Source organism: Streptomyces sp. NPDC038135 (genome assembly GCF_055601245.1).
In genome coordinates this window covers 826,825-848,724 of the sequence record NZ_JBVJXS010000001.1, presented here as the reverse complement: position 1 = coordinate 848,724, position 21,900 = coordinate 826,825, and the positions used below count along the sequence as shown (strand labels likewise).

At 72.5% G+C, this 21,900-nt stretch carries 23 protein-coding genes; 19 read left to right on the top strand and 4 right to left on the bottom strand.

The window, feature by feature from the left end; translation table 11 throughout:
- Nucleotides 1–39 precede the first annotated feature (39 nt).
- From ACZ7JA_RS03995 to ACZ7JA_RS03970, 6 genes are all read left to right on the top strand, one after another.
- Nucleotides 40–630 carry a TlpA family protein disulfide reductase gene (locus tag ACZ7JA_RS03995; RefSeq protein ID WP_351667628.1) on the top strand — a complete coding sequence of 197 codons (591 nt, stop codon included), beginning with the start codon at nt 40–42 and terminating at the stop codon, nt 628–630.
- A gap of 1 nt (nt 631) precedes the next feature.
- Nucleotides 632–1,405: a cytochrome c biogenesis CcdA family protein gene (locus ACZ7JA_RS03990; protein WP_470807050.1), complete on the top strand. Its 774-nt coding sequence runs from the start codon at nt 632–634 to the stop codon at nt 1,403–1,405.
- A gap of 3 nt (nt 1,406–1,408) precedes the next feature.
- Nucleotides 1,409–3,106 (top strand): cytochrome c biogenesis protein ResB, encoded by a 1,698-nt coding sequence (resB, locus tag ACZ7JA_RS03985; RefSeq protein WP_351667631.1) that lies wholly within the window; start codon nt 1,409–1,411, stop codon nt 3,104–3,106.
- Nucleotides 3,103–4,200, top strand: coding sequence for a c-type cytochrome biogenesis protein CcsB (ccsB, locus tag ACZ7JA_RS03980; RefSeq protein WP_351667633.1), 1,098 nt, complete (start codon nt 3,103–3,105; stop codon nt 4,198–4,200). The genes resB and ccsB overlap by 4 nt, the downstream gene beginning before the upstream one ends.
- 25 nt (nt 4,201–4,225) lie before the next feature.
- Entirely contained in the window at nt 4,226–4,681 is a 456-nt protein-coding gene (locus ACZ7JA_RS03975; protein WP_351667635.1) for an SRPBCC family protein, read from the top strand.
- 142 nt (nt 4,682–4,823) lie between these two features.
- Complete coding sequence (locus ACZ7JA_RS03970; protein ID WP_389305271.1) at nt 4,824–5,771, top strand: DMT family transporter; 948 nt, start codon at nt 4,824–4,826, stop codon at nt 5,769–5,771.
- Here the strand turns inward: ACZ7JA_RS03970 and ACZ7JA_RS03965 are convergent.
- Both ACZ7JA_RS03965 and ACZ7JA_RS03960 read right to left on the bottom strand, forming a co-directional pair.
- Nucleotides 5,668–6,549 (bottom strand): LysR family transcriptional regulator, encoded by an 882-nt coding sequence (locus tag ACZ7JA_RS03965; protein ID WP_470807048.1) that lies wholly within the window; start codon nt 6,547–6,549, stop codon nt 5,668–5,670. The genes ACZ7JA_RS03970 and ACZ7JA_RS03965 overlap by 104 nt on opposite strands.
- Nucleotides 6,550–6,553: 4 nt before the next feature.
- Nucleotides 6,554–6,859, bottom strand: a complete 306-nt coding sequence (locus ACZ7JA_RS03960) for a PLD nuclease N-terminal domain-containing protein (RefSeq protein WP_351667641.1) — start codon at nt 6,857–6,859, stop codon at nt 6,554–6,556.
- A 75-nt stretch (nt 6,860–6,934) separates the two neighbouring features.
- On the opposite strand from ACZ7JA_RS03960, the gene ACZ7JA_RS03955 reads away from it, so the two are divergent.
- From ACZ7JA_RS03955 to ACZ7JA_RS03915, 9 genes are all read left to right on the top strand, one after another.
- Nucleotides 6,935–8,392: a menaquinone biosynthesis decarboxylase gene (locus tag ACZ7JA_RS03955; protein WP_389305274.1), complete on the top strand. Its 1,458-nt coding sequence runs from the start codon at nt 6,935–6,937 to the stop codon at nt 8,390–8,392.
- Nucleotides 8,389–9,291, top strand: a complete 903-nt coding sequence (gene mqnP, locus ACZ7JA_RS03950; RefSeq protein ID WP_351667645.1) for a menaquinone biosynthesis prenyltransferase MqnP — start codon at nt 8,389–8,391, stop codon at nt 9,289–9,291. The genes ACZ7JA_RS03955 and mqnP overlap by 4 nt, the downstream gene beginning before the upstream one ends.
- 68 nt (nt 9,292–9,359) lie before the next feature.
- Nucleotides 9,360–10,034 (top strand): UbiX family flavin prenyltransferase, encoded by a 675-nt coding sequence (locus ACZ7JA_RS03945; protein ID WP_470807046.1) that lies wholly within the window; start codon nt 9,360–9,362, stop codon nt 10,032–10,034.
- Between the two features lie 61 nt (nt 10,035–10,095).
- Nucleotides 10,096–10,551, top strand: a complete 456-nt coding sequence (locus ACZ7JA_RS03940; protein WP_250401914.1) for an Lrp/AsnC family transcriptional regulator — start codon at nt 10,096–10,098, stop codon at nt 10,549–10,551.
- A 38-nt stretch (nt 10,552–10,589) separates the two neighbouring features.
- Nucleotides 10,590–11,753 (top strand): aminofutalosine synthase MqnE, encoded by a 1,164-nt coding sequence (gene mqnE, locus ACZ7JA_RS03935; protein ID WP_351667649.1) that lies wholly within the window; start codon nt 10,590–10,592, stop codon nt 11,751–11,753.
- A gap of 40 nt (nt 11,754–11,793) precedes the next feature.
- A complete protein-coding gene (locus ACZ7JA_RS03930) occupies nt 11,794–12,453 on the top strand; it encodes a UdgX family uracil-DNA binding protein (RefSeq protein WP_389305278.1) in 660 nt (219 codons plus the stop codon).
- 16 nt (nt 12,454–12,469) lie between these two features.
- Entirely contained in the window at nt 12,470–12,994 is a 525-nt protein-coding gene (locus tag ACZ7JA_RS03925) for a GNAT family N-acetyltransferase (protein WP_389445784.1), read from the top strand.
- Between the two features lie 99 nt (nt 12,995–13,093).
- Complete coding sequence (locus ACZ7JA_RS03920) at nt 13,094–13,396, top strand: DUF4229 domain-containing protein (protein WP_351667655.1); 303 nt, start codon at nt 13,094–13,096, stop codon at nt 13,394–13,396.
- Nucleotides 13,397–13,453: 57 nt separating this feature from the next.
- Nucleotides 13,454–14,104 (top strand): TetR/AcrR family transcriptional regulator, encoded by a 651-nt coding sequence (locus ACZ7JA_RS03915; RefSeq protein ID WP_351667657.1) that lies wholly within the window; start codon nt 13,454–13,456, stop codon nt 14,102–14,104.
- A gap of 23 nt (nt 14,105–14,127) precedes the next feature.
- Here ACZ7JA_RS03915 and ACZ7JA_RS03910 read toward each other — a convergent pair whose 3' ends face one another.
- Nucleotides 14,128–14,994, bottom strand: coding sequence for a MaoC family dehydratase (locus ACZ7JA_RS03910; protein ID WP_470807044.1), 867 nt, complete (start codon nt 14,992–14,994; stop codon nt 14,128–14,130).
- Nucleotide 14,995: 1 nt separating this feature from the next.
- Nucleotides 14,996–16,297 (bottom strand): 3-oxoacyl-ACP reductase, encoded by a 1,302-nt coding sequence (locus tag ACZ7JA_RS03905; RefSeq protein ID WP_470807043.1) that lies wholly within the window; start codon nt 16,295–16,297, stop codon nt 14,996–14,998.
- Between the two features lie 92 nt (nt 16,298–16,389).
- On the opposite strand from ACZ7JA_RS03905, the gene ACZ7JA_RS03900 reads away from it, so the two are divergent.
- The 4 genes from ACZ7JA_RS03900 (at nt 16,390) to ACZ7JA_RS03885 (ending at nt 21,873) form a co-directional block, all read left to right on the top strand.
- Nucleotides 16,390–17,688 (top strand): acetyl-CoA C-acetyltransferase, encoded by a 1,299-nt coding sequence (locus tag ACZ7JA_RS03900; protein WP_470807042.1) that lies wholly within the window; start codon nt 16,390–16,392, stop codon nt 17,686–17,688.
- A 258-nt stretch (nt 17,689–17,946) separates the two neighbouring features.
- Nucleotides 17,947–19,890: an AMP-dependent synthetase/ligase gene (locus ACZ7JA_RS03895; RefSeq protein ID WP_470807040.1), complete on the top strand. Its 1,944-nt coding sequence runs from the start codon at nt 17,947–17,949 to the stop codon at nt 19,888–19,890.
- A 264-nt stretch (nt 19,891–20,154) separates the two neighbouring features.
- Nucleotides 20,155–20,991: a hypothetical protein gene (locus ACZ7JA_RS03890; RefSeq protein ID WP_389305287.1), complete on the top strand. Its 837-nt coding sequence runs from the start codon at nt 20,155–20,157 to the stop codon at nt 20,989–20,991.
- A gap of 87 nt (nt 20,992–21,078) precedes the next feature.
- On the top strand, nt 21,079–21,873 hold the full coding sequence (locus tag ACZ7JA_RS03885) for an AfsR/SARP family transcriptional regulator (protein ID WP_351667669.1): 795 nt from the start codon (nt 21,079–21,081) through the stop codon (nt 21,871–21,873).
- Nucleotides 21,874–21,900: the final 27 nt, after the last annotated feature.

Below are 21,900 nucleotides of genomic sequence, written 5' to 3'. Positions count from 1 at the left end.
TGCGCGAGATCCTCGGAACAGGCATGCGAAACTTTTCACATGAGTACCCGTAGCCGCGCCGTCCTGCTCAGCGCCATGGCCGCCGCCGCGGCCCTGACCCTGTCCGCGTGCGGCAACGGCGGCACCTCCGGCGGAGGCGGCAACACCAACTTCGTCACCGGCAACAACGGCATCGACACCGCGGCCCAGGGCGAGCGGGCCGCCGCGCCCGACCTGTCCGGCACGACCATCGACGGCAAGAGCCTCGACATCGCCGACTACAAGGGCAAGGTCGTCGTCGTCAACGTCTGGGGCTCCTGGTGCGGACCCTGCCGGGAGGAGGCCCAGTACTTCGCGAAGGTCTCCAAGGCGTACCAGGACAAGGGCGTGCAGTTCGTCGGCATCAACACCCGGGACACCAGCACCACCCCCGCGCTCGCCTTCGAGCAGGAGCACGGGATCACCTACCCGAGCCTGTACGACCCGACGGGCAAGCTGATGCTCCGCTTCAAGAAGGGCACGCTCAACCCGCAGCTCATCCCGTCCACGCTCGTCATCGACAAGGACGGGAAGGTCGCCGCGCGGGCGCTGGAGGCGCTCGACGACACGGCGCTGCTGAAGATGCTCAAGCCGGTCCTCGCGGAGAAGTGACGTGAGCGACTTCCTGACCCTCGCAGCGGTGACCAGCCGGAACGGGACCGTCCTCAACGGCGCCCTGCTGGTGGCCCTGCCCGTCGCGGTGCTCGGCGGCCTCGTCTCGTTCTTCTCCCCGTGCGTGCTGCCGCTCGTCCCCGGCTACCTGTCCTACGTGACCGGCGTCACCGGCGCCGACCTGCAGGAGGCCCGGCGGGGCCGGATGGCGGCGGGCGCCGCGTTGTTCGTGCTCGGCTTCACGGCCGTGTTCGTCTCCGGAGGGGCGCTGTTCGGCTTCTTCGGGGCCACGCTGCAGGAGTACAAGGGCACGCTGTCCAAGGTGCTCGGCGTGCTCATGATCCTGCTGGGCGTGTTCTTCATGGGGCTGATGCCCTGGCTCACCCAGCGTGAGTTCCGCTTCCACCGGCGGCCCGCCACGGGCCTGGTGGGCGCGCCCGTGCTCGGCGCCCTGTTCGGCATCGGCTGGACGCCCTGCATCGGCCCCACCCTCGCCTCCGTCGTCGCCCTGTCGTCCCAGCAGGCGAGCGCCGGCCGCGGCGCCGTGCTGACCGTCGCCTACTGCCTGGGCCTCGGTGTGCCCTTCGTGCTCACGGCGGTCGCCTTCCGCAAGGCGCTCGGCGCCTTCGGCTGGGTCAAGCGCCACTATGTCTGGGTGATGCGCGCCGGCGGCACGATGATGATCGTGACCGGTGTGCTGCTGCTGACCGGGGCCTGGGACCACCTGGTGAACGAGATGCAGAGCTGGTCCGACGGCTTCACTGTGGGGATCTGATCGATGAGCACAACCGAAACCGACAAGGGCCGCGAGCAGGAGGAGCTGGGAGCGGCCGGCTCGCAGCTCTCCACCGCCCCGCGGGAGGAGCCCGCCGGCCTGCCGGGCCTCGGCGTGATCGGCTGGGTCCGCTGGTTCTGGCGGCAGCTCACCTCCATGCGGGTGGCGCTGCTGCTGCTCCTGCTGCTCTCGCTCGGCGCGATCCCCGGCTCGCTGATCCCGCAGACCGGCGCCGACGCCACCAAGGTCGACGACTTCCGCGCGGCCCACACGACGCTCGCGCCGGTCTACGACAAGCTCGGCCTCTTCCACGTCTACAGCTCGGTGTGGTTCTCCGCGATCTACATCCTGCTGTTCGTCTCCCTCATCGGCTGCATCGTCCCGCGCACCTGGCAGTTCGTCGGCCAGCTCCGCGGCCGTCCGCCGGGCGCCCCGAGGCGTCTGGACCGGCTGCCCGCCTACACCACCTGGCGCACCGACGCGGAGCCCGAGCGGGTCCGCGAGGCCGCGCTCGCGCTCGTGCGCAAGCGCCGCTTCCGGGCCCATGTCGCCGGTGACGCCGTCGCCGCGGAGAAGGGCTACGTGCGCGAGCTGGGCAACCTGGTCTTCCATGTCGCGCTGATCGTGCTGCTGGTCGCCTTCGCGTCCGGCCAGATGTACAAGTCGGACGGCACCAAGCTGATGGTCGAGGGCGACGGTTTCTCCAACGCCCTGCCGATGTACGACGACTTCAAGTCCGGCAGCATGTTCACCACGGACGAGCTGTCGCCGTTCAGCTTCAGCCTGAAGGACTTCAAGGGCACCTACGAGCTGACCGGACCCAACCGCGGCACCCCGCGCACCTTCCAGGCGAAGGTCGCCTACAGCGAGGGGGCGGACGGCGCGGAGCGCTCCACGATCGTCAAGGTCAACGAGCCGCTGAAGATCGGCGAGGCCAAGGTCTACCTGGTCAGCCACGGCTACGCGCCCGTCATCACCGTCCGCGACGGCAAGGGCAAGGTCGTCTACCAGGACGCCGTGCCGCTGCTGCCGCTCGACGGCAACGTCACCTCGCAGGGTGTGATCAAGGTGATGGACGGCTACCGCGACGCCCAGGGCAAGAAGGACCAGCTCGGCGTCCGGGCGTTCTTCCTGCCGACCTACGGCGGCGGCGCCTCGGTGCTCTCGCAGTTCCCGGCGCTGCTGAACCCCGTGCTGAACCTGGAGCCGTACCACGGCGACCTCGGCGTCAACTCGGGCATCCCGCAGAGCGTGTACCAGCTCGACAAGACCCACATGAAGGGCTTCAAGGACGCCAAGGGGCAGCAGCTCAGGGGCAACCTCAAGCCGGGGCAGACCCTGAAGCTCCCGGACGGCGCCGGCTCGATCACGCTCGAGAAGGACGTCAAGGAGTGGGCCGGCTTCGAGATCGTCCAGGAGCCGGGCGGCGGCTGGGCGCTCGTCGGAGCGCTCGGCGCGATCTTCGGCCTGGCCGCCTCCCTGTTCATCCAGCGCCGCCGCGTCTGGGTGCGCGCGGTGCGCGGCGCCGACGGCGTCACCGTGGTGGAGATGGCCGGCCTCGGCCGCAGCGAGTCCGCCAAGGTGCCCGAGGAACTGGGCGACCTCGCCGCGATCCTCTACGACCAGGCGCCGGGGGCACCCGACCCCGACGACGAACCCACCCCATCCCCCGCTGGACCTGCCGAAGGGGCCGAGAAGTGACTCCCGCCGCAACCGAGCTCGCCGCCGCGACCAACGAACACCTGGCGAGCATCAGCAACACGCTGATCTACTCGTCCATGGCCGTCTACACGCTGGCCTTCTTCGCCTACATCGCCGAGTGGCTGTTCGGCAGCCGCAGCAAGGTCGGCCGTACGGCCGCCGCGCTGACCGCCGGCGCCGAGCGCCGGGCGGCCGCGCCCGCCGTCACCGTCAAGGGCGCCGGGGGGACCGCCGTACTGGAGCGGCCGAAGGTCGTCGTGCGCTCCGCCGCGGGCTCGCGGGACGTGCCGGACGGGCCCGGTGCGCACGGCGGCGACGAGCAGGGCGACATGTACGGCCGGATCGCCGTCTCGCTCACCGTGCTCGCCTTCCTCGTGGAGCTCGCCGGCGTCGTCGCCCGCGCGGCCTCCGTGGAGCGGGCGCCGTGGGGCAACATGTACGAGTTCAACATCACCTTCTCCACGGTCGCCGTCGGCGTGTACCTCGCGCTGCTCGCGCTGCGGAAGAACGTGCGCTGGCTCGGCCTGTTCCTGATCACCACGGTCCTGCTCGACCTCGGTCTGGCCGTGACCGTGCTGTACACCGCCAGCGACCAGCTCGTCCCGGCGCTGCACTCGTACTGGCTGTACATCCACGTCTCCACCGCGATCTTCTGCGGCGCGGTGTTCTACGTCGGCGCGGTCGCCACGATCCTCTACCTGTTCAAGGACTCCTACGAGAACAAGCTGGAGTCCGGCGGCAAGCCCGGCGGCTTCGCGCGCTCGGTGCTGGAGCGGCTGCCCGCCTCGGCCTCCCTGGACAAGTTCGCCTACCGCGTCAACGCCGCCGTCTTCCCGCTGTGGACGTTCACGATCATCGCGGGCGCGATCTGGGCGGGCGACGCCTGGGGCCGCTACTGGAACTGGGACCCGAAGGAGACCTGGTCCTTCATCACCTGGATCGCCTACGCCTGCTACCTGCACGCGCGGGCCACGGCCGGCTGGAAGGGCCGCAAGGCCGCCTACCTGGCGCTGATCGCGTTCGGCTGCTGGCTGTTCAACTATTACGGCGTCAACATCTTCGTCACCGGCAAGCACTCGTACGCGGGCGTGTGACCGCCCCTTCGGTGACACTGGTGCCATGACCGGTTCCATCGAGCAGGGCACCAGCCAGACGCACGGGAACACGCACATACTCCACTTCCTGGTGCGGCTCCCGAGGACCATGGAAGAGGTCTGGACGGCGGTGGCGACACCCGCGGGACTCGCGGGCTGGTTCACCGCCGTGGACGTCCTCGAGCCCAGACTCGACGGCGAGGTCGCCTTCCGCGACCTGGGCGCCGGGCGGGTCACCGCGTGGGACGTGGACCGGGTCGCCGAGTACGCAGTGGCGGGCGGCCGGATGCGGTTCCACCTGGAGCGTGAGCGGCAGGGCGGGTGCGCGCTGCGCTTCACCCACGAGTTCCAGGGCGAGGGCGAGTCGGAGACGGCCTGGCGCACCAGGTTCGAGCGCCTCATCGACAACCTGGGGGCCCCGCCCCCGCCGCCCGGCCCGGAGCAGGAGGCGTCGGAGCCCCTTCCCGGGCAGTTCACCTGACACCGCCGAGCCCTCGGACCGGCGCCCGGCGCTGCCCCCGCACCCCGGTGACCTGCGACCATCGGCGGCGCCGATGGCCCCATCGGCAGGACGCCCCAGCGGCTCGTGGACCGGGCCCGGCGCCGTCCGTAGCGTCCTCGCCATGACCTCAGAGCGCATGGGCACGGCCCAGCTGACCACCGCGATGATGCTGTCCGGCACCCTCGGCGTGTTCGTCGTCGAGTCCGGCGCCCCGCCCTTCGACGTCGTCTTCTTCCGCGTCCTGTTCGGCGCCCTGGCCCTCGGCGGCTACGTGGCTGCCCGGGGCTGGCTGCGCGACCACGGCTTCACCCCGCGCACCCTCGGCCTCGCGGTCCTCGGCGGGGTGTTCATCGTCTTCAACTGGGTGCTGCTCTTCCAGTCGTACGAGAACACGTCCATCTCGGTGGCCACCGTGGTCTACCACACGCAGCCGTTCTACGTGGTGCTGCTCGGCGCCCTGCTGTTCCGCGAGCGGCTCACCGCCGCCCGGGTCGGCTGGATCGGCGTCGCCTTCGCCGGCCTCGTCCTCGTCTCCGGGGTGAGCCCCGCCGACTTCACCGGCGGCGGCGCGTACCTCACCGGCGTCGGCCAGGCCCTGCTCGCGGCCCTGCTGTACGGGTTGTCCACCCTGGTCACCAAGCGGATCACCGGCGTGCGCCCGCACCTGATCGCCCTCGTCCAGGTCCTGGTGGGCATCCCCCTGCTGCTCCCCTTCGCGGACTTCGGCGCGATGCGGGGCGCCGGCTGGGACTGGGGCTGGCTGGCCGGCCTCGGGCTGCTGCACACCGGAGTGATGTACGTCCTCATGTACGCCGCCTACGCCAAGCTGCCCACCGCCAAGATCGCGGTGCTCGCGTTCGTCTACCCGGCCGTCGCGATGGTCATGGACTGGGCGGTGTACGGCCACCACATCGGACCGGTCCAGGCCCTCGGCGTCCCGCTCATCGTCATCGCGAGCCTCAAGGTCACCCTTGCTCGGAAACCAGCCGCCGCGCCTGCTCCACGAACAGCCGGGCGTGCGCCGGAAGCCGCTTCCCGGACCGCCACGCCAGCTGCGTGCGAAGCGTGAACGGCGGCTCCCAGGCCAGCCGTACCAGAGCGCCGGCCGCGAGTTCGGCGGCGACCGTCACCTCGGGCAGCAGCGCCGTCCCGAGGCCGGCGGCCGCCGCGCGCTTGGTGGCCTCGATCGTGCCGAACTCCATGAACTCCACCGGCCCCAGCGCCGCCAGCTCCCGCTCGAACAGGTCCCGGTAGGCGCAGCCCGGTTCGGTGGCCAGCAGGGGCAGGCCGGTGAGGTCGGCGGTCGCGACGGGCTTCCCGGCCAGCGCGTGCCCCGGCGCCGCCACCAGGGCCAGCGGCTCCACCGCCAGCACCGTGCTCTCCAGGCCCGGGTGCTCGGTCTCCGCCTCCATCAGGAACCCGACGTCGTACGTGCCCTGGCGCAGCGCCTGCCGGGTCTCGTCGCCGATGGTGGTGCGCAGCGCGAGCCGCACCGCGGGGTGGCGGTGGTGGAAGAACTCCAGCAGCGGGGGCAGCCGGTAGGAGGTCAGGGACTCCATGGTGCCGACGGTGAGGGTGCCGGCCGGCTCCTCGGCGCCGGTGACCGCGGCCCGTGCCTCCTCGGCCAGCTCGATGATCCGCCGGGCGTAGGGCAGCAGTCGCTCGCCCGCCTCGGTGAGCCGGACCCGGCCGCCGAGCCGGTCGAACAGCTCGGCGCCCAGCGAGGACTCCAGGGCCCGGATCTGACTGGTCACGCTGGACTGCGCGTACGACAGCTCGGCCGCGGCCCGGGTGAAGCTCAGGACCGTGGCGACCCTCTCGAAGGTGACGAGCAGCCTCAGTTCCACCGGGTCAGTCGTTCCCGGGGTCGTCCCGTTCGAGGGACTTCAGGAACTCGGGGTTGTCGTCCGGGGCGACCCAGCCCGAGTCCGGACGCCGCTCGGCGGGCGTGCCGCTGTTGGCCGCGGCAGGCTGCCGGACCCTGCCGGTGATCAGCCAGGCCACCGGGCCCACCAGCACCCAGCCGAAGAGCAGGACGATGAGCAGCCACACGCCCTTCGGCAGGTGGCGCACCTCTTCCTCGGGGGTGTTCAGGCAGTCCACGAAGGCGTAGATCCACAGCGCCAGCACCAGCAGGACGGGCAGATACCTGAGCATGACGAGCGATCTCCCGACGGTGTGGGACGGCCCCGGTGACAGGTCCAGGTTATCGGGTGACCGATACTGAGAGGCATGGCTTACGACGATCTTCGCTCCCTGCTCAGGGCGCTGGAGCGCGAGGGAGACCTCAAGCGCATCAAGGCCGAGGTCGACCCGTACCTGGAGGTCGGGGAGATCGTCGACCGGGTCCAGAAGGCGGGCGGCCCCGCGCTGCTGTTCGAGAACGTGAAGGGCTCCGCGATGCCCCTCGCGATGAACGTCTTCGGCACCGACCGGCGGCTGCTGAAGGCGCTGGGGCTGAAGTCGTACGGCGACATCTCCGACAAGATCGGCGGGCTGCTGCGGCCCGAGCTGCCGCACGGGTTCGTCGGCGTGCGCGAGGCGTTCGGCAAGCTCGGCGCGATGGCGCACGTGCCGCCGAAGAAGGTGAAGCCCGACCACGCGCCGGTGCAGGAGGTCGTGCTGCGCGGCGACCAGGTCGACCTCGACCGGCTCCCGGCGCTGTTCACCTGGCCGCAGGACGGCGGGTCCTTCTTCAACCTGGGCCTGACGCACACCAAGGACCCCGAGACCGGTGTCCGCAACCTCGGCCTGTACCGCCTGCAGCGGCACGACAGGCGGACCATCGGCATGCACTGGCAGATCCACAAGGACAGCCGGAATCACTACCAGGTGGCGGCCCGGCGCGGCGAACGGCTCCCCGTCGCCATCGCGTTCGGCTGCCCGCCCGCCGTCACCTACGCCTCCACCGCCCCGCTGCCCGGCGACATCGACGAGTACCTGTTCGCCGGGTTCGTCGCGGGCAAGCGGATCGAGATGGTCGACTGCAAGACGGTCCCGCTCCAGGTCCCCGCCAACGCCGAGGTGGTGCTGGAGGGCTGGCTGGAGCCCGGCGAGATGCTGCCGGAGGGCCCGTTCGGCGACCACACCGGCTTCTACACCCCGCAGGAGCCGTTCCCGGCGCTGACCATCGACTGCGTGACGATGCGCAAGCGGCCGCTGCTGCAGTCGATCGTGGTCGGCAGGCCGCCCACCGAGGACGGCCCCCTCGGCCGCGCCACCGAGCGCTTCTTCCTGCCGCTGCTGAAGATCATCGTCCCCGACATCGTGGACTACCACCTGCCCGAGGCCGGCGGCTTCCACAACTGCGCGATCGTCTCGATCGACAAGAAGTACCCCAAGCACGCGCAGAAGGTGATGCACGCGGTCTGGGGGGCGCACATGATGTCCCTGACCAAGCTGATCGTGGTCGTGGACGCGGACTGCGACGTGCACGACCTGCACGAGGTCGCCTGGCGCGCCCTCGGCAACACGGACTACGCCCGCGACCTCACGGTCGTCGAAGGTCCCGTCGACCACCTGGACCACGCCTCCTACCAGCAGTTCTGGGGCGGCAAGGCGGGCATCGACGCGACGCGGAAGTGGCCCGAGGAGGGCTACACGCGCGACGGCGGATGGCCGGAGATGGTCCTGTCGGACCCGGATACGGCGGCCATGGTGGACCGCCGCTGGAAGGAGTACGGCCTGTGAGCAGCGCCTCCGCGGCACTACCGCGGCCGGGACGCACCAAGGCGTTCCTGCGCCTGGTGATGATCGAGCACTCGGTCTTCGCGCTCCCGTTCGCCTACATCGCGGCCCTCACCGCGATGTTCCAGCTCGACCGGAACGTCCACTGGGTCCGGCTCCTGCTCGTCACGGTCTGCATGGTGGGCCTGCGCACGTTCGCGATGGCGGTCAACCGGATCATCGACCGCGAGATCGACGCCCGCAACCCGCGCACCGCCCAGCGCGAGCTGGTCACCGGCGCGATGTCGGTGCGGCACGCCTGGACCGGCGCCCTGGTGGCGCTCGTGGTCTTCCTGGGCGCCGCGGCCCTGCTGAACCCGCTCTGCCTGGCGCTGGCGCCCATCGCGGTGATCCCGATGGTGGTCTACCCGTACGGCAAGCGGTTCACGAACTTCCCGCAGGCCATCCTGGGCCTGGCCCAGGCGATGGGCCCGGTCGGCGGCTGGCTGGCGATCACCGGCGAGTGGTCCTGGAACGCGGTGATCCTCGGTCTCGCCGTGGGCGTCTGGATCGGCGGCTTCGACCTGATCTACGCCTGCCAGGACGTCGAGACCGACCGCCGGATCGGCGTCAGGTCGGTCCCGGCCCGGTTCGGCGTCCCGGCCGCCGTGTGGGGCGCCCGCGCCTGCCACACCGTCACCACGGCCCTGTTCGTCTGGTACGCCCTCGCCACCCACGCCGGCGCGTTCTTCTGGCTGGGCCTGGTCGTCGTGGCGGGCGCCTTCGGTTACGAGCACACCATCGTCCGCCCGCACGACCTGTCCCGCGTGAACAGGGCGTTCTTCAGCGTCAACGGCTTCATCGGCATCGCCCTCTTCGTGTGCGCGCTGCTGGACCTGGTGGTGCGCGGGCTGACGGTCTGAGCGGGGGCGTCGCCGCGGTCGGGCCGACCCGTCCTGAACACGGTTCGGTCCGCCGGTACGCTCAAGGTGTGAACGCAGGAGAAACGCAGCGCGCGCCTTGGATCGTGGGGGTGTCCGGAGCTTCCGGGACGCCGTATGCGGCAGCCGTGCTGCGGGCGCTGCTGGACGCCGGCGAGGCGGTCGACCTGGTGGTCAGCCGGGCCTCGCGGCTGACGCTGCTGGACGAGACGGGGATCTCGTTCCGGGACGCGCACTGGCGGGAGGACCTGGCGGAATGGCTGGGCCGGGGGGCCGACGGCAAGCCCGGGACGTTCCGGCCGGACATCACCGGGGTGCGGTACTGGGGCGCGGCGGACCTCGCTGCCGGACCGTCCTCGGGGTCGTACCCGGCGCGCGGGATGCTGATCGTCCCGGCGTCCACCGCCTGTGTCGCCGGTGTCGCCCTCGGCCTCTCCAAGGACCTGCTGCAGCGCGCCGCGAGCGTCACACTGAAGGAGCGCCGGCCGCTCGTCGTGGCCGTACGGGAGACCCCCCTGAACGGCCAGACCCTGCGGCACCTGGTCGCGCTGGACGACGCCGGCGCGAGCGTGGTGCCGGCCTCGCCCGCCTTCTACGCGGGCGCCACCCACATCCAGGACCTGGTGGACTTCGTCGCCGGGCGGGTGCTGGACGCGGCGGGCGTCGGGCACGGCCTGTACCGGCGCTGGAAGGGCGAACTGGGCGGCGGCGCAGCGGGCCGCTAGCGGGGCAAGTCGCAGTACCTCTCATCACTTCGGGAACTCTTCAGCGGAAGGCTTCGATCGCATGGACGCGGTGGACAGGCAGCTCATCCAGGCCCTGAGGGAGAACGGCCGGGCCTCCTACGCGGAGCTGGGGCGCCTCGTCGGCCTGTCGGGACCCAGCGTCACCGACCGCATCAACCGGCTGGAGGCGGCCGGTGTCATCACCGGGTACCGCGCCACCGTCGACTCGGCCTCCCTCGGCCTCGGCGTGATCGCCCTGATCGGCATCTCCCTGTCCGACGCCGCCGACCACGAGGACGTGGCACAGCGGCTGCGGGACCTGCCGGAGATCGAGGACTGCTGGTTCATCGCCGGCGACGACTCGTTCATGCTCAAGGTGCGCTCGACGGACGTGGACGGCCTGGAGCGGACGATCCGGCGGCTGAGCGGCACCAAGGGCGTCTCCCGGACCCGTACCACGGTCGTGCTGTCCACGAAGTGGGAGAACCGGGTCGGGGAGCTGCCCGAAGAGGTCTAGGGATACCGTTGGTCGGGCTGTCGGAGAAAGGTGTAGGCATGGACGTCGGGCTCAAGCGCGAGCTGGAGGAGAAGGTGAGGGCGGGCGTCCGCCTGTCCCGCGAGGACGGCATCGCGCTGTACGAGTCGGACGACCTGGCCTGGCTGGGCGGACTCGCGCACGAGGTACGCACCCGCAAGAACGGTGACGTGGTCCACTTCAACGTCAACCGGCACCTCAACATGACCAACGTGTGCACGGCCTCCTGCGCCTACTGCTCCTTCCAGCGCAAGCCGGGGGAGAAGGACGCGTACACGATGCGCATCGAGGAGGCCGTCAAGCTCGCCAAGGCGATGGAGTCGGAGAACCTCACCGAGCTGCACATCGTCAACGGCCTGCACCCGAACCTGCCGTGGCGGTACTACCCGCGTTCGCTGCGCGAGCTGAAGGCCGCGCTGCCGGACGTGTCGCTGAAGGCCTTCACGGCGACGGAGATCCACCACTTCGAGACCATCTCCGGGCTGAGCGCCTCCGAGATCCTCGACGAGCTGATCGACGCGGGCCTTGAGTCCCTCACCGGCGGCGGCGCGGAGATCTTCGACTGGGAGGTCCGGCAGCACATCGTGGACCACCGCACCCACTGGGAGGACTGGTCCCGCATCCACCGGCTGGCGCACGAGAAGGGCCTGAAGACCCCGTGCACCATGCTCTACGGGCACATCGAGGAGCCCCGGCACCGCGTCGACCACGTGCTGCGGCTGCGTGAACTGCAGGACGAGACCGGCGGGTTCCAGGTCTTCATCCCCCTGCGCTACCAGCACGACTTTGTGGACATGAAGGACGGCAAGGTCCGCAACCGGCTCCAGGCGCGCACCCAGATGGCGACCGGCGCCGAGGCGCTGAAGACGTTCGCCGTCTCCCGGCTGCTGTTCGACAACGTCCCGCACGTGAAGGTCTTCTGGGTGATGCACGGCGTGCAGACCGCCCAGCTCGCCCTCCAGCACGGCGCCGACGACATGGACGGCTCGGTGGTCGAGTACAAGATCACCCACGACGCCGACAACTACGGCACCCCGAACAAGCTGACCCGCGAGGACCTGCTGGACCTCATCCGGGACGCCGGCTTCCGTCCGGTGGAGCGCAACACCCGCTACGAGATCATCCGCGAGTACGACGGCCCGGACCCGCTGCGCCGGGAGACCCCGCAGGCGATGCGGGTCTGAGGGTCCGAGCCGCCTGCGGCCACCGGGGTACCCGGGGGTCGTGAGTCCAAGCGGAAACGGCCCCGAGGAGCGGTACACCGCCGCCCCCTTCGTCCCGGAGGGGGCCGGCCTGGACGCGCTGCGCCGGGCCGCGGCCGGCTGCCGGGGCTGCCCCCTGCACCGGGACGCCACCCAGACCGTCTTCGGGGCCGGCCGTGCCGACGCCCGGGTGATGCTCGTCGGCGAGCAGCCGGGCGACCAGGAGGACCGGCAGGGCAGGCCGTTCGTCGGGCCCGCGGGCCGGCTGCTGGACCGGGCGCTGGCGGAGGCCGGCCTCGACCCGGCGGACGCCTACGTCACCAACGCCGTCAAGCACTTCAAGTTCACCCGGGCCGAACCGCGCAAGCGGCGGATCCACAAGGCGCCGACCCTCCGGGAGGCGACGGCGTGCGGGCCCTGGCTCGCGGCCGAGCTGGCCCTCGTGGAGCCGGAGCTGATCGTGGTGCTCGGCGCCACGGCCGGGAAGGCGCTGCTCGGGTCGTCGTTCCGGGTGGGCGAGGTGCGCGGCACCGTGCTGGAGCGGGAGATCCACGGGCGGCCGGAACGGCTGGTGCCGACGGTGCACCCGTCGTCCGTGCTGCGGGCGCGGGACGAGGACCGCGACGCGGCGTACGAGGGCCTGGTGGCGGATCTGAACGTCGCCGCACACGCTCTCGGGTAATGGATACACTCCCCGCATGCCCCTTACCTTCACGCTCGATCCGGCGATCACTCCTGACCTCCACGAGGGCGTCCTCGCGCTGTGGACGGACGTGACCAACGCGGGCGGCGCCGTCGGCTTCGTGGCCCCGGTGACCCGGGAGGACATACGCCCGGCGCTGGTCAAGCAGCTCGCGGCGCTGGCCGGCGGCGGCATGCGGCTGCTCGTCGGGCACGACGAGGCGGGCCGGGTGGCCGCCACCGCCTTCGTCTCCTTCAACACCCACCGGCTGCAGACGCACTGGGTCTGGCTGTACACGGTCATGGTCCATCCCGCTCACCAGGGCAAAGGGTGGGGCCGCGAGCTGATGGCGGCCGCCGAGGACGCGGTCCGCGGCTTCGGCGGCATCGACGCGATCCGGCTCGGCTGCCGGGGCGGCCTCGGCCTGGAGCGCTTCTACGCCTCCTGCGGGTACAAGGAGGTGGGCCGGGTGCCCGGCGCCATCCGCGTCGCCCCCGGCGACCACCGCGACGACGTCACCATGCTGCTCCCGCTGACCTGAGGCCCCGGACCCCCCGCGAAGATCGGCCGCCCGGCGTGCTTCACTGGACGATGCCCCTCGTGGGATTTCGGACCGTACGACACGGAAGAGTGGATTGAGATGCTCCGCTACACGCTGATGCGCCTCGGCATCTTCGCCGGCTGCCTCGTGGTCGTCTGGGGAGCCGTCTACTCCGGCATCTTCCCGCGCGGCTTCGGCGACTCCAACTTCCTGTGGGTGCTGCTGCTCGCGCTGGTGCTGTCGGCGCCGATCAGCTGGGTGGTGCTGCGGCGGGAGCGGGAGCGCGCCTCGGTCCGCATCGTGAACCGGGTGGACCGGATGAAGGCCAACCTGGACTCCAACCGCAGCCAGGAGGACGACGCGGTGGACGACGCCGCCCGGGCGCGGAGCCAGGCCTCCTGACATCCCGGCCGTCCGATACGCGCCGTCCGCCCCGGCGGCGCAACTAGGCTTCTCCCCATGGGTGCCGTGAAGACCAAGCGGATGCCGCGTGCGGTGCGGGAGCAGCAGATGCTCGACGCCGCCGTACGGATCTTCGGCCGGCGCGGGTACATGGCCGCGTCGATGGACGAGATCGCCGAACTGGCGGGCGTGTCCAAGCCGTTGGTGTACCTCTACCTGAACTCCAAGGAAGACCTCTTCACGGCGTGCATCCGCCGCGAGGCCCGGGCCCTGTCGGAGGCGGTGCGCACCGGCGTGCGCGGTGACCTGCCCGCCGACCGCCAGCTCTGGGACGGGCTCCGGGCGTTCTTCGCGCACACCGCCGAGCACCCCGACGGCTGGGCCGTGCTGCACCTCCAGGCGCGTACCCACGGCGAGCTGTTCGCCGCCGAGGTCACCGCGATGCGCGAGGAGATCGTCGCGTTCGTGACCCGGCTGATCGCCGTCGCGGCCCGCGAGGCCCACCGTGATCCGGACCTCGCCGAGCGCGAGGTCGCCGGGCTCGCCGAGGCCCTCGTCGGCGCCGCCGAGTCGCTCGCCGCCTGGGCGAACGCCACCCCGGGCACCACGGCACGGCAGGCGGCGGCCACCCTGATGAACTTCGCCTGGGCGGGCCTGGGCAACCTGATGCAGGGCCGGCCCTGGAGCCCGCCGCGCTTCGAGGACTGAGGTCCCCGTCCGGACGGCGGACGCTACGGCGTCAGCGCCCGCACCTCGCCGGTCAGGTGCGGCCGGTCCCCGGCCCCGCGCAGCTCGAAGCGGCCGGCGCCGTCCGTGCCGTAGGCCACCGTTCCCGGCAGCGGCACGGGCGCCCGGAACCGGGCCTCGACACGGGCGGCCTCGGGCGCGCCGTGGACGGCCAGGCAGCGGGCCACCGTCCACATCCCGTGCGCGATGGGGCGCGGGAAGCCGAAGAGGCGGGCGGTCAGCGGGTGCAGATGGATGGGGTTGCGGTCCCCGGAGGCGGCCGCGTACCGGCGGCCGAGGTCGTCGGGGAGCCGCCACTCGGCCGCCACCGGGAGCGGTGGCCGCCGGTCCTCGTCGGGCCCCGGCGCCGCGCCGGACCCGGCGTCCGTCCGGTGCCGGGCGAGGTAGGTGCTCCGCGACTCCCACACGGCTTCCCCGCCGGCCCGCAGCTCGGTGACCACCGTGGCCTCGGTGCCGCGCCGGTGCGGGGCGAGACCGGCGACGTGCACGGCGAGTTCGTACTCCCCGGTGGCCGGCAGGCCGGCGCGGCGGACGATCCCGATCGAGGTGTGCACCAGGCCGAGCAGCGGCAGCGGGAAGTCCCGCCCGCTCATCAGGCGCATGGCCAGCGGGAAGCCGAGGACGTGCGGATAGGTGACGGGCAGCGCGTCCGCGTCGTCGGCGCCGGGGGCGAAGCCGCAGACCCGCTCGTAGGCGGCCAGCCGGGCGAGGTCCACGCGCACACCGGGCAGGACCAGCCGGTCGCGCGGGAACTCCGCGCCCGGGGAGGGGCGCTTGAAGGGCGAGCGCAGGGCCCCGCGGGCCAGCAGCGGGGCGAGCGCGGGGGCGGAGGTCAGGGTGACGGCGGTCAACTCAGGCTCCCAGCAGGCTCTGGCCGCACACGCGGACGACCTGGCCGTTGACCGCGCCGGAGGCGGGGTGGGCGAGCCAGGCGGTGGTCTCGGCGACGTCGGCCGGCAGGCCGCCTTGCGCGAGGGAGTTCATCCGGCGGCCGGCCTCCCGGATGAACAGCGGGATCGCGGCCGTCATCCGGGTCTCGACGAACCCGGGCGCGACCGCGTTCACGGTCACCCCGTGCTCCGCGAGTGCGCGCGGCGCGAGGGACCGTACGAGGCCCACGACGCCCGCCTTGCTCGCGCCGTAGTTGGTCTGCCCGGCGTTGCCCGCGAGTCCGGCGATGGAGGCGGTGGCCACGATCCGTCCGCCGGAGCGCAGCGCGCCCTTGGCGAGCAGGGCGTCGGTGGTGCGCAGCACGCTGCCCAGGTTCACCTCCAGCACCGGACTCCAGCGGTCCGCGGGCATGTTGACCAGCCGGCGGTCCCGGGTGATCCCCGCGTTGTGGATCAGGGCGTCCAGTCCGTCGGGCAGGGCGCCGGCGATGCGCTCGCCCGCGTCCTCCGCGGTGATGTCGAGGGCGAGGGCGGTGCCGCCGAGCCGCTCGGCGACCCGGCGGGCGTCCGCCTCGGCGGCGGGCACGTCGAGCACGACGACATGGGCGCCGTCCCGGGCCAGCGTCTCGGCGACGGCCTCGCCGATCCCGCGTGCGGCGCCGGTGACCAGCGCGGTCCGGCCGGCGAGCGGCTTCGCCCAGTCGGCCGGTGCGGCGGCCGGTCCGGCGCCGACCTCGACCACCTGGCCGCTGACGTAGGCCGACTTCGGCGAGAGCAGGAAGCGCAGGGTGGACTCGGCGGCGGCCGCGTCGGTCAGCCGGACCAGGTTGACGGTCCTGCCCCGGCCGATCTCCTTGCCGAGCGAGCGGGTGAATCCCTCCAGGGCCTGCTGGGCGGCGGCCTGGTGGTGGTCGGCGGGGTCGAGCGGGGCGCCGAGCACCAGGACCCGGCCGCTCGGCGCGACGGACCGCACGACGGGATGCAGGGCCGCGTGCACCTCGGCGAGCGCCCCGACGTCCCGTACGCCGGTGGCGTCCAGGACGACGGCGGCCGGGTCCCGGTCGCCCGGGGCGAGACCGGCGCGGGCCAGCACGGGGGCCAGGTCCAGGGCGGAGGCGTCGGCCGTCAGATGCAGCAACGGGCCGTCCAGCGCCGGGTGTTCGGCAGACCAGCGGCGCAGCTCGGCCGGCTGGGGCAGGCCCAGGCGCCGGGTGAGGAACCGGCCCGGCGCCGTGCCGGTGAAGCTCAGGTAGCGGTCGGCCATGTCCAACTCCCGTGCTGACTCGGTCCCAATTGCTTACTCTGAAGTAAGGTTACCGGAGGTAAGCCTATGTCACGGCTGAGGAGCAGGTCGAGATGAGTCCCCTCGCAACCCCGTCCGAGCGCCCCCGGGTGCGGCGCGTCGCGGTGATCGGCGGCACCCGCCTGCCGTTCGCCCGCTCCGACGGGCCGTACGCCACCGCCTCCAACCAGCACATGCTGACCGCGGCCCTCGACGGGCTGGCCGAGCGCCACGGCCTCGACGGGCCGGGCGTCGTGGGCGAGTTCGTGGCCGGCGCGGTCCTCAAGCACAGCCGGGACTTCAACCTCGCCCGCGAGACCGTGCTCGGCTCCCGGCTGGACCCGCGCACCCCCGCCTACGACATCCAGCAGGCCTGCGGCACCGGGCTGCAGGCCGTCATCGCCGCCGCCAACAAGATCGCCCTCGGCCAGACCGAGTCCGCGGTCGCGGGCGGCGCCGACACCGCGAGTGACGCGCCCCTCGGCGTCAACGACCGGCTGCGCCGCATCCTGCTGGAGGCCCGCCGGGCGCGGACCACGGGCGGCCGGCTGAAGGCCCTCACCGGCATCCGGCCCGGGCACCTGGTCCCGGACATCCCGCGCAACGCCGATTCGCGCACCGGGCTTTCGATGGGCGAGCACGCGGCGGTGACCGCCCGCGCCTGGGGCATCAGCCGCGAGGCGCAGGACGAACTGGCCGCCACCAGCCACCGGCGGCTGGCGGCGGCGTACGACCGGGGCTTCTTCGACGACCTGGTCGTCCCCTTCCGCGGCCTGGACCGCGACCAGAACCTGCGTCCCGAATCCACCCCGGAGAAACTGGCCGCCCTGAAGCCGGTGTTCGGCCTGAAGGACCCCGGTCCCACCATGACCGCCGGCAACTCGACCCCGCTCACCGACGGCGCGGCTCTCGTCCTGCTGGCGAGCGAGGAGTGGGCCGAGGCGCGCGGCCTGGAGCCCCTCGCCTTCCTCACCGCGTACGAGACGGCCGCCGTCGACTTCGCGCACGGCGACGTGGCGGGCGGCGAGGACGGCCTGCTGATGGCCCCGGCGTACGCGGTGCCGCGCCTGCTGGAGCGCACCGGCCTCGGCCTGGACGACTTCGACCTGATCGAGGTGCACGAGGCCTTCGCCTCCCAGGTGCTGGCCACGCTCGCCGCCTGGGAGAAGCGGGGGCTGCCGGAGGTGGACCGGGCCCGGCTGAATGTGGCCGGGTCGTCGCTGGCCACCGGGCACCCGTTCGCGGCGACCGGGGCGCGGATCGTCGCCACCCTGGCGAAGCTGCTCGCCGAGCGGGACGCGCCCGGCAGGGGCCTGATCTCCGTGTGCGCGGCCGGCGGCCAGGGTGTGACCGCGATCCTGGAACGCCCTTGAAAACACCGGCCGGTGGGCCGGGACGGCGCGTGTGAGCCAACGAACATGAACGACTCTCACATGATCTCCGAGGATGCACACCCCCGTTCCCGGACCATCCCGGAACCCGCACAAGCCCCCCACAGCCGAGTCGTACGATCACCAGCCTGACCGCCGGTAACCCCTTACCGCGGGACAGCGCCGGTGAACGCCTCGCCGCCCGAGGCACGTACGTCAGGCAGCAAGCAGTTCTCCGCTGCACGCCCGAGGAGCCGCCCCGTGTCCACCCCCCACCCGAGCGCCCCGGTCTCCTCCGGCGTCCACGTCCAGGCCACCGACTACGACGGCCTGCCGGTCCTGGTGGAACCCGAGACCCGGCGACTGGACGGCGCGGTACGGGAGGCGTACGTCCCGCCGTTCGCACCGCCGGTGACGCACGGCTCGCTCGCCGACCTGCCGTTCGACAACGCCGAGGCCGCCCCCGACGCCGTCGTGCTCAGCCGCAGGGCCGACGACGACCGCTGGACGGACGTGACGGCGGCGCGCTTCGCCGCACAGGTGCTCGCGGTGGCCAAGGGCATGATCGCGTCGGGCCTCACGCCGGGCGACCGGATCGCCGTGATGGCCCGGACCCGGTACGAGTGGACGCTGCTGGACTTCGCCGCCTGGGCGGCCGGCCTGGTCACGGTCCCCGTCTACCCCACGTCCTCCGTCTTCCAGACCCGGTGGATCCTGCACGACTCCGGCGCGGTCGCGCTGGTCACGGAGACCGGCGCCCAGGCCGCCGCGATGGGCCCCGAACTGGAGCGGCTGCCGGACCTGGGGCACCTGTGGGTGATGGAGCAGGGCCACGTGGACCGGCTGGCGGAGCTGGGCGCCGAGGTGCCGGACGGCGAAGTGGCCGTACGCCGCGGCATGCTGGGCCCCGACACCCTCGCCACGCTCATCTACACCTCCGGCACCACCGGCCGACCCAAGGGCTGCGCCCTCTCGCACGGCAACTTCTTCGCCGAGGTCGACAACGCCGTCCAGCTCCTCCACCCGGTCTTCCGGACGGCGTCGGCCGAGGAGGCGTCGGTGCTGCTGTTCCTGCCGATGTCCCACGTCTTCGGGCGGATGGTGGCGATCGCCTGCGTCCGCGCCCGGGTCCGGCTCGGGCACGCGCCGAGCCTCAAGGCCGAGGACCTGCTGCCCGACCTCGCCGCCTTCCGGCCGACCTGCCTGCTGACCATCCCGTACATGCTGGAGAAGATCTTCAACTCCGCGCGGGCCAAAGCGGAGGAGGGCGGCCGGGCGGGCGCCTTCGACCGGGCGACCACGGTGGCCGTGCGGTACGGCGAGGCGCTCGAGGCCCGGCAGACCGGAGCGGGCGGCGGCCCCAACCGGGCGCTGCGCACCACCCGTTCCTTCTACGACCCGCTGGTGTACCGGCGCATCCGCAACGCCATGGGCGGCAGGGTCAAGTACGTCATCTGCGGCGGCTCACCGCTCGGCCGGCGCCTGGCCGCGTTCTACGCCGGCGCCGGGATCGAGGTCTTCGAGGGGTACGGCCTGACGGAGACCGCCGGCGCCTCCACGGTCACCCCGCCGCTCAAGCCCCGGCTGGGCACGGTCGGCTGGCCGCTGCCCGGTACCCGGGTGCGGATCGCGGCGGACGGGGAGATCCTGCTCTCCGGCGACCATGTGCTGCGCGGCTACTGGGACCCCCAGGCCGGCGGAGTCGTCCCCGCCACCCGGGACGGCTGGCTGCCCACCGGCGACATCGGCGAGCTGGACGACGAGGGCTACCTGACCATCACCGGCCGCAAGAAGGAACTGCTGATCACGGCAGGCGGCAAGTCGGTGGCCCCGGCGCCACTGGAGAACTGGCTGCGCCAGCACCCGCTGATCTCGCAGGTCATGCTCGTCGGCGACGGGCGGCCGTACGTCGCCGCCCTCATCACCCTCGACCCCGACGGCATCACCCACTGGCGCCTGATGAACGGCAGACATCCGGTGCCGCCGGAGCTCCTGGTCGGCGACGCCGAGCTGGAGGCCGTCCTGCAGCGGGCCCTGGACGAGGCCAACAAGCTCGTCTCCCGACCCGAGTCGATCCGCCGGTTCGCCGTGCTGCCCGTGGACTTCACCGAGGAGGCGGGACACCTGACGCCCTCGATGAAGCTGCGCAGGGAACGGATCATGCGGGACTTCGCCCAGGAGGTAGAAGGCCTCTACGCACGCTGAGACGCCGGGCGCGAGAGGGCGGAGCAGCCGGGCGGAGGCGCGGGCCGGCCGCCCCGGCCTTGCCGTGAAACCGCCCTCGGCGAATGCCCGGGAACCGGTAGCGTACAAGTGGGTCCAGTGGTGTCCACGGTCCGTCACCCCCCTCGCAGGAGCACTCGTTCCGGGCACGCGCACCACCCCGGGAACCAGCCGGGACCGGATCGGTATCGGCCGCTCGTAGCCTGCCTTTCCACCCCCCGCCTACTCCGTCCCCCGAGCAGAGGCATGAAAGAACACAACGACGTCCGCCGGATCTTCCTGCTGAACCCGGACCCGCGCCTCGTCCGCCAGGCCGCGCGCGCGGGAGTCCAAGTGCGCTCCATACGGGCCGACGCCACGGACGAGGCGGCCCTGCGCGCACCCCTGGCCGAAGCCGCCGAGGCGGGGCTGTGCGTCAACCCCGCCCGTGCCCTCGTGGCGCTGTCCGACCCGGCCGCGGTGCAGCGCCTCGTCCGCGACAACCGGCTCTCGCCCGGCGGTACCGAGGTGGCCCCCGGCGACCTGCGGCTGACCGTGGAGACGCTGAGCGTGCACGGCATGCACCAGGCCGTCGCGATCGTCGCCCGCACGCCCTACGGCCTGCTCCACCCCGCGCCGCTCACGGCCGACACCGCCGCCGAGGTGCGCGCGGTGGTGACCGCGCTGCTGGACCTGACCGGATACCAGTTCGGCCCGGCCCACTCCAGCGTCGCCCTCACCCCGCGCGGCCCGGTGATCACCGGCTGCCGGGCGGGCCTCGGCGACGACCCGGTGCCCGAACTGGTCAAGGCGGCCGGCGGGTTGGACCTGGCCGCCGGCGCGGTGGAGGTGCTGGCCGGGCGGCTGATCGACACGGTGCGGCCGAACTGCTTCGCCGCCGCCGCGCTGATCGGCCCGCCGTGGCGGCTGGCGGAGGCGGAGGTGGGCGTACTGCCGGACGTCCGCCACGTCTCACCGCCCGAGGCGCCGCACCCCGGCCACCTCGTGGTCGGCGCCGACTCACCCGAGGTGGCGGCGGCGAGGGTGGCCTCCCTGCGGGCGCTGGTCGTCGGTGACGACACCGGGCCGGGAACGGACCGGTAACGATCCGGTAGCCGGGCCGCGCACTGTTGATACGTCGCCGGAAGAAGGACGACGACGCCAGCGACATCAACGGGAGGCGGAGTCAGGATGCTGAAGTTCTCGATCCTCGGGGCCCTGCAGATCCGTACCGTGTCCGGCCCCGCGGAGATCTCCGGCGACCTGCAGCGCACCCTGGTGCAGGCCCTGCTGATCAGCGAGGGCCAGCCGGTTTCCGGGGAGAGCCTGGTCGAGGAGATGTGGGGGGACGCCGTACCGGACAACCAGGCCAACGCCCTGCAGGCGCACATCAGCCGGCTGCGCCGCAAGCTGCGCGGCCTGGAGCCGGGCCGGGCGGGGTCCAGGGTGACCATCCACCCCTCGGGCTACCGGCTCGTCGTGGGGGACGGCGAACTGGACGCCGCCGAGTTCGTCGGCGCGGTACGGCACGCCGAGTCGTCCCGCGGGGGCGACCCGGCGTACATCGCCCGGCTGCTCGGCGACGCGCTCGCGCTCTGGCGCGGCCCGGTGTTCGGCGGGTTCGCCTGCGGGACCCTGTGCCAGCTCGCGGGCGCCCGGTACGAGGAGTACCGGATGCGCGCCATGGAACTGCGCTTCGACGCGGAGCTGCGGCTCGGCCGGCACGCGGCGGTCCTCGCCGAGCTGACCGACGCGCACACCAACCACCCGCTGCGGGAGCGGTTCTGCGAGCAGCTCATGATCGCCCTGTACTGCTCGGGCCGTCAGGCCGACGCCCTCGACGTCTTCCGCCGCATGCGCCGCCACCTCGACCTCGAACTCGGCATCCAGCCGTCGCCCGCCCTGCGCCAGGTCGAGAGCGCCATCCTGTGCCACGACCCGGCGTTGGCCGGCGATACGCGGTCCGTTCTCCCACAGCTTGCCTGAAGATGGTCTTTCTTTTGGCGCAGACCA